The organism is Allomuricauda sp. CP2A (assembly GCF_001683915.1).
Classification (GTDB): Bacteria; Bacteroidota; Bacteroidia; order Flavobacteriales; family Flavobacteriaceae; genus Flagellimonas.
Genome location: NZ_LXTT01000128.1, coordinates 26,089 through 32,286 on the forward strand (window position 1 = coordinate 26,089; position 6,198 = coordinate 32,286).

Sequence of the window (6,198 nt, forward strand, 5' to 3'; positions counted from 1 at the left end):
TTTTGGCGTTCCCGTGGAACTCCTGACGTTGTGGAAACCCAAAAATGGCAGTTTTATTTATGTTGCGGGCAAATGATGTCATTTGCCCGCAGAACGCATTTTTGTGCCTGATGGAATGTGGGTATATTTAAGAGGCTACATCGTAGCAAAGTTTGCACGGCAACCCAACTTGATCTGACTTTCCAAAAGTCCGTGCTCCATAGGGTAAAATAGGATAAGGGACGGCTGTCTTTTTAAGATGGTTTGTGCGATGCTTTTTGGGCCTTTGGCGCAAAAAGGAGAAGCAAGAGGATAGCGTGCTGGCGCAGCGCTACCGATCATGATTGCTCCGCAAGGCCCTGTTTATAGGGGGCTTGGACATTCTATAAAACTTGGGGCATTCGGTTTTTGTTGAAAAAATGGGCCTAGCCCAGTAGAACCAAGGAATTTTTGTTGAAAAAATGGATAGAGGATACGAAAAAGAGATGTTTGCGGGACTGAGGATCAAAATCTCGGTGGCCATGAAATTTCGGAGCTTTTCCAAACGACAAGGGAAGTCCCATTCCATGACCTTGTTGGCCATGGTAGAGTTCTTTGACCATAATGGTATATCGCCCGATGAACGGATGCACGAGACCATTGCAAGCCTTAAATATTTGATCAAACGGCGATTCAACGCCATGGTGGCGATCATGCGCAGTATCGAAAAAGAGCAGACGCTGCCCACGGTCAGTATGATACAGGCCCTTTTTCAGCAGGAACTGGAGTCTGAAGAAGGCGAGGAATGGGAAGGAGACTTTGAATTTTTTGAAAAGCAACTCACCGAGATCAACACGCCCACCAATCCCGAGTTGTTGGATAGGGAGACCACAGTGCCCAAGATCGTCCATGAACGGCTGAAGGAACAGTTGGAAGAACTTAAGGAGGATTTTGGCCATGTGCTGGACCATGTGTCCGTGGCCAAGAACCGTTTTGGAAAGGACCACCTCAGAGTGAATCTCAAACCCGGGGCCATTGAACAGTACCGCACAAAACTCAAAAATCTATAAGCATGTATATCGCCATTACAAGACAACACTTGAGAGATAACTATCATGGCAGCGCCAGTGATTTTATCAATTATCTGGAAAAGGAGAACGAAGGAAAGGCCTTGGAAGAGCAAGAACTTTTTTTCAATCAGACAGAGAATGATATCGATGCCCAAAGGGTCATTGCCGAGATCGATGCCAATACTTCCAAGTTGTCCAAACGGGATCCCAAGTTCTATTCCATCATGGTCAGTCCATCCCAAGCAGAGTTAAAACATATCGGAAACGACCCCGAAAAGCTGAAAGAGTACACCCGGGAAATCATGAAGACCTATGCGGCCTCCTTTTATAGGGACAAAGAGGTTACCGTAAAGGATGTGTTGTATTTCGCGAAACTGGAAAGGGAACGTGCCTATTCCGAAAAGGATAAGAAGGTCAAGGAGAACCAAGCCTATGCCAGCAAGATCTTGGAACTGCAACACCAGATCAGGGCCATCAAAGAGGGTAGGGAGCAAGGGGACATGGCCAAACTTCAGGAGAAAATCAAGGCTCTGGAAATGGAGGCACCCCATAAACAACACGGGAAACGTATCGTTCCAGGCATGGCCAAGGAGGGCCACCAGAGCCATATCCATATCATTGTGAGCCGAAAGGATATCACGAATTCTCATAGCCTCTCCCCAGGATCCAAGTTCCGCACCTCGGAGACCACCCTCAATGGGGAAAAGGTCAAACAGGGCTTTGACCGGGACAAATTCTATAAGACGGCTGAAAAGACCTTTGACAAACAATTCGGGTACCGCAGGAACTTTGTGGAGACCTACCATGCCCGAAACCTCCTGGATAAGGATCCCAAACAGTTCTTTTCGGCCCTTTTGGGATTGCCAACCAATGAGAAACAGGCCGCCAAACAATTGTTGTTCAAAGCTGGTATCAAAGTGCCAAGTATCCCCACGAACCAAGCTCAGTTGGCCTATAAAGCGATGATGCAACTCAAAAAAGGCATCGGAAAGGCCCTGGAATCAGGATCAATTGGAATTTAAATTGTAGTGATATGGAAAATATAGGATGGGTTGAAATAGTATTTGGTATTGTAATCGGGGCAGGAATCTCGGCTGTAGTAAATCGATTTCTTAAATATGGGTTTGTGATATGGTTTTTGGGCATTGTTCTTTTGGCTCTGGCCAATGGTTTACTTTGGGGGTGGGATGAATTTATAAAGGGGTCATTGGTCCATTGGTTGCCGCTGTTTTTTGTCCATGTGGTGATCTATGGTTTGGTGGACCACTACAAAGACGATAAGAAACCTTCCAAAGTTTTTGAAGTGAAAATGAAGGTCAAGGGTAGGCCCTTGGTGCTGGGGAACATTCGGCGAGGCGTGTCGGTAATGGCCTCTGCGGGAAGCGGTAAGACGGAGAGTGTCATCTATAATTTTTTAAAGCATTTTCAAAAGGAGCATTTCTCCGGGGTCATCCACGATTACAAGGATTTTGAGATCACCGAAATGGCCTATCCCTTGTGGAATGGGGAGCAGATCCCCTTTAAGATTGTTTCTTTTGGGCCCATTTATAATAGGGTCAATCCCATCGCACCCCGATACTTGCGGGATGAGGAAAGTGTCCATGAGGTGTCAAGGGTACTATTGGAGAATTTGATGGAACATCGGGACTCAGATGACAACAGTACTTCCCGTTTTTTTAAAGATGCTGCCGAAGGTTTGATCAGTGGATTGATTTGGCGGTTGAAAACCGATTATCCGCACTATTGCACTTTGCCGCATCTCATGGCCGTTTTTCAGCAATTGGCCACCAAGAGCTTGATCAAGTTTTTAAAAGGGAACATCACTTCGCGGGCCATGGCGGATGCCTTTATCAGTGGCATTGGGTCGGAACGACAGACAGCAGGGGTGCTCAGTACCTTGGCGAATGGGTTCAAAAAGATCAGTACCCGAAAGATCTTTATGGTGCTTTCTGCTGATGAGATTTCCTTAGATATCAATAATGAAGACCATCCATCCGTCATTGCCTTGGTGAACAACCCCCAAAAGGATGCTTCCCTTTCCCCGGTGATTGCCACCATCATCCATACGATTTCCAAGCAGATGAGCCAACGCAACCGGAAACCTTCCTTTATGCTGTTGGAAGAAGCCTCGACCCTGCGACTGTTGAACATGCATCGGATACCTGCCACGCTGAGGAGTTATGATATCGTGAGTGTGTATGTGCTTCAGGACAAGATCCAAAATGATATGATGTACGGGGAGAAGGCGAGCAAGGCGATACTATCCAATCTATCCTATCAGTTCTTTGGAAAGGTTAACGACCCGGACACGGCCCGATATTACGAACGCTTTTTTGAGTTGGTCAAGATACCGACCCGGAGTGTGAGCAAGAGTTCAGGGTTGAACCTGGAACGACGGATAACGGAAGGTGAGAAGGAGGTGTCCAAACGAAGGGCTGAGGTCTTTTTTCGGTTGAAGCAGGGGGAGTTTGTAGTGTTTGCGGATGGGAAGGACCGAAAGGTGCAGTTTCAGAAACCAAGAATTGAAAGGGGATTACCCAAGCCTTTGGGGATTTCAGAATCGGAACTGGAGCAGCATTATCTAAAAGTGCACCATGATATTGGGAAGATTTTTCAATGATCAAAATTGTTTTAATTTCTCTTGATGAAATCCAAGCTAAGGCCCGGGCTAATTTCTATTGAAAAAATTGCAAAGTTTTGGTAAATCAGGTATTGATTCAGCTGGAGCAATTAATTGTTTTATTGCTCTAAGGTTTTGATTTTTTTTATCATTTAATCCTCAAGTGGAGGGTAGGTTCCATATCAACCCACTCTTCGAAAGAGCTAGTTTTCTTGTACTGAACAACTCTTTCATAATTAACCAAACCTGATCGGTCAATGAAAATGATTTTTTGGATTGACTATCAATTTTCATCAAAAATCCGGTGATTGCTATTTTTTCAACAGAAACCTCCTTGTCAGCCAATTTCAAGAAGAGTGGGGAGCTAACGGGATAAACTATAGTATCGGTTCTCAATAGTTTACCTCTGCGTTGCATTTCTTCCGAGAATTCCTTCAGATAATTGACAAAAGGTATTTTTCTTCCTTCCAAATCGTACAATTCGGCATAGTACATTGCCATTATTTCCCTTTCACTAGCAATGATGGAGCTGCCCAGATCAATGCTCGTAACGTTCCCGCGTAAGACCTCAATATTGAAATGAATGTCCAAAGTGCCAATCTCCATCGTTTTTTGGAATTCTCCATCATTTTCCTCGGCTTCTCTTAGTTCAACAAGTTTTATACCTTCATGCTCAGCAAAGGTTTGTGAATCCGGGGTAAACCCTGCCTTACAAACAATTATTCCGCTAGTTATATCTGAATCCTCCATTATCTTGGAAAGCTTCATGACAACATCTTTATTGACCTTCCTATTCCAATATTTACATTCGATCGCGGTAAGTAATTGACCCTCGCAATTGGATTGTTCAGTTAGAACGTCTACTTGATGGTGCACACCCGATTTCCCTTTAACTCTAAATTTCCGTCCATAACCTATTACCTTAATCCCATACTGTACCCCAAGGGACGCATAGATGTATTTTGTGATGGCTTCATAGTGTTCCCAATCTAGCTCGTTTTTGGCCATAGTTTTCGGATTGATGACAAAATTACCTAAAACACCTGCTGGTTAATTACTTGAGTAACATATCTTCCTATACATTTGTCCTGCAAGCCTCATCAATCAATCACGGTCATTTTTTTAGGCTTGTTGGTAACGGTCTCAGCAATGAGTAATAGTATGGTTTAGAGGTTAACTTTGGAAATACGCACCAAATATTTTCAGAAGTCTTCGGGAAAAAGCGGTTTCAACTAGCCAATTCTGGCAATGGTTTTTATTCATTTTTCCACTTATCATAAATTTTAATGGTATTTCTGTATCTTGAACTAACTCCAAAGTTTTCTTTATATGAATCAACCGCATCAAAAATAGTATCTCGATACTCAGTTCTCCAATCTCTGTCAGATAGGTAGTCGTGTAAAATACAATACGAAAGTCGGTCGAGAGAATTCAAATAATTTTCTTTTGCGACATCGATTTTGTCTCTGTAAATTTCCAAAAGTTCTTTACTCAATTTTTTCTTTGAGTTTTCCACTTCAAGACTGTATTCTCTTAATTCAAAGTTTGATTTGTCGAAATTTTCTTTCCGCTTGTTTAATTCGCTTTCTAGTTCAAGAACAGTCATTAAAGTGCTATTTTTTTGATTTTCTGATAGTCCTTTTAATTGTTTTTTGACTTGTTTAATTTGATGATAAGCAACCCACAAAACACCACCAGAAATTAGCATTGTCATAGAACTTGAAATAGCAGAAATCCAATCAGTTGTTGAATCCATTAATTTTTAAGTTTAGCCATAAGTTTTTGTAAAATTATTTGAGCTTTACCTGCATTCGAATTGGTCATTCTGTGGTCTTGAGTTTTTGGAACAAAATCAAAATCATTTCCACCCATTTTGAAATACATCATAATTTCAGTAGGTGAAACTCCCTGACTTTTCAAAATTGGTACTATTTCGTCCAAAATACCATCGACTTCGGATTCCGTTTTTGCGTACTTAAGTTTTTCTAAGTATTCTTTCATTTTTTCTTTTCTGTTCGGTTGTCAAATTGCGCCACATCGAGCTCGGCTATGATTAGTTGCGTGGGTTATGGATTAACTTTGCTAGTACACACCAAACTGAGAATCCGCGAGGATTTTCAGGAATAGACGAGAGCATGCAATTACTTATAGCCATCTTTGCTGGCGGAAGTTATTTTTTTAAAAACCCATTTAATTTTAGTACTTCGTCAGGGTTGTCTTTAAAAAGTAGGAACAAAAAGTAAAACTTTAAATTCGCTTCTAGTGATATTCCCCACGTTTTATTTTCTTCTATTTTTTCCAACCTTTTTATTGAGTCATCTTTATTAAATGATTCGACTTCCGCTGAAACTCCTCCGTGAACGTATGAAGATAGATTATTGTATTTTTCTAAAAAGTCAAATAGCATTGTATGAAGTATGCCTTCTTCTTTTGTTTGATTTTCTGAATTGAATAGATATTTGATTACGTTTCTTACGTTACTAAATTGAGATGCTTTTTTATGGATATTGTCAATTTCCACTTGAGTTAAATCAGTAAATTCTTCTCCAT

7 protein-coding genes are annotated in these 6,198 nt (G+C 41.7%); 3 read left to right on the top strand and 4 right to left on the bottom strand.

Translation table 11 applies throughout. The features are described 5' to 3' along the window. Window positions 1–440: 440 nt before the first annotated feature. The 3 genes from A7D14_RS14700 to A7D14_RS14710 are packed head-to-tail and all read left to right on the top strand — an operon-like array spanning window position 441 to window position 3,648. Complete coding sequence (locus A7D14_RS14700) at window positions 441–1,028, top strand: BfmA/BtgA family mobilization protein (RefSeq protein ID WP_067036205.1); 588 nt, start codon at window positions 441–443, stop codon at window positions 1,026–1,028. 2 nt (window positions 1,029–1,030) lie between these two features. Beyond that, on the top strand, window positions 1,031–2,050 hold the full coding sequence (mobB, locus tag A7D14_RS14705; RefSeq protein WP_067036208.1) for a MobB family relaxase: 1,020 nt from the start codon (window positions 1,031–1,033) through the stop codon (window positions 2,048–2,050). 11 nt (window positions 2,051–2,061) lie between these two features. Further along, the gene (locus tag A7D14_RS14710; protein ID WP_067036211.1) at window positions 2,062–3,648 is read left to right on the top strand and encodes a type IV secretory system conjugative DNA transfer family protein; all 1,587 of its coding nucleotides are present in this window, start codon (window positions 2,062–2,064) and stop codon (window positions 3,646–3,648) included. A gap of 159 nt (window positions 3,649–3,807) precedes the next feature. Here the strand turns inward: A7D14_RS14710 and A7D14_RS14715 are convergent, their stop codons facing one another. The 4 genes from A7D14_RS14715 to A7D14_RS20085 form a co-directional block, all read right to left on the bottom strand. Then, window positions 3,808–4,656, bottom strand: a complete 849-nt coding sequence (locus A7D14_RS14715; RefSeq protein WP_067036213.1) for a restriction endonuclease — start codon at window positions 4,654–4,656, stop codon at window positions 3,808–3,810. 247 nt (window positions 4,657–4,903) lie between these two features. Beyond that, entirely contained in the window at window positions 4,904–5,404 is a 501-nt protein-coding gene (locus tag A7D14_RS14720) for a hypothetical protein (RefSeq protein ID WP_067036217.1), read from the bottom strand. After that, window positions 5,404–5,649, bottom strand: coding sequence for a hypothetical protein (locus tag A7D14_RS14725; RefSeq protein ID WP_067036219.1), 246 nt, complete (start codon window positions 5,647–5,649; stop codon window positions 5,404–5,406). The genes A7D14_RS14720 and A7D14_RS14725 overlap by 1 nt, the downstream gene beginning before the upstream one ends. A 169-nt stretch (window positions 5,650–5,818) precedes the next feature. Continuing rightward, the coding region (locus A7D14_RS20085) for a hypothetical protein (RefSeq protein WP_176712431.1) at window positions 5,819–6,198 on the bottom strand (380 nt) is incomplete at its 5' end.

Bases quoted from the DNA above. Each gene is read 5' to 3' on its own strand.
- A7D14_RS14700 (WP_067036205.1), top strand. From the start codon at position 441: ATGGATAGAGGATACGAAAAAGAGATGTTTGCGGGACTGAGGATCAAA.
- mobB (WP_067036208.1), top strand. From the start codon at position 1,031: ATGTATATCGCCATTACAAGACAACACTTGAGAGATAACTATCATGGC.
- A7D14_RS14710 (WP_067036211.1), top strand. From the start codon at position 2,062: ATGGAAAATATAGGATGGGTTGAAATAGTATTTGGTATTGTAATCGGG.
- A7D14_RS14715 (WP_067036213.1), bottom strand. From the start codon at position 4,656: ATGGCCAAAAACGAGCTAGATTGGGAACACTATGAAGCCATCACAAAA.
- A7D14_RS14720 (WP_067036217.1), bottom strand. From the start codon at position 5,404: ATGGATTCAACAACTGATTGGATTTCTGCTATTTCAAGTTCTATGACA.
- A7D14_RS14725 (WP_067036219.1), bottom strand. From the start codon at position 5,649: ATGAAAGAATACTTAGAAAAACTTAAGTACGCAAAAACGGAATCCGAA.